Below are 885 nucleotides of genomic sequence, written 5' to 3' on the forward strand. Positions count from 1 at the left end.
TGCGCTCTTTAGGTCTGACTGGCTGCGAGCCAGATAGGCCCGAATAAGCGAGATCTCACTATGTAAGTCAATTAATTCACTTGCGCTAGTTTCAATGCAAAGCAAGCGTTGCTTATCAATAAGGAGTTCCAGCTCTTCTAGCAAAGGGGCAATCACTTCAATTTTGTTACTGAAGAACAATGCCCAGATCTTAAGCATAATCGCGCGGGGAGACTGGCTAAATAGCTTTTCGGGTACTTTTCGAAGCCACTCTAAAACGAGTAAGTGATGCCCTTCATGTATTAGGTTGTTACCATTTTTTTCAAGCAATTGTATTAAAAGATCCCAATCTTGAAGTTGAACAACTTGCTCTATCGCTTCATGGGCTTGTTCATGCGTGACAAGCCACTCAATAGCGCTTTTCTGCAATGTTTCTAGAAGTGTTGGTTGCTCTACTTTAATTTTTCGAAGGAGCGACTCTCTAAACATCTCATGATAACGGTACCAGCTATGTTCATTATCTAAGGGGGTAATGAAGAGGTTTGCTCTATAAAGGTGGTCAAGTATCTTCGCAGAACCCTGGATATTAAGCATCGAGTCGCAAAGCTGCGCGTTTAAGCGGAGTAAACATGAAGACCTCAATAAGAAGTCTGAAACATTTTGCGGCTGTTGAGAGAGAATTTCACTCACAATATATTCGCTCAGATGCCTATCATCTGAAAGAAGCCTATCTACAGATATGAGCGACTGGTCAGCCTTGGGAGTGGAGACGGCGGATAGCGCTGCAAGTTGTAATGCGGCTATCCAGCCCTCACTGGATGCAAACAAGGAGTCTACTTGCGCATCACTTAACGATAGATTCATATAATCAAGAAGAAAAGCTTTAGATTCTTCAATAGAGAAGGC

Annotated in this window: 1 protein-coding gene; it reads right to left on the reverse strand. The window is 42.7% G+C overall.

Annotated elements, in window-relative coordinates:
• Window positions 1-885 (reverse strand): hypothetical protein (locus A3735_RS31440; protein WP_197486051.1); only part of this gene is annotated, 885 nt, incomplete at both ends.

It is taken from the genome of Oleiphilus sp. HI0061, assembly GCF_001635675.1.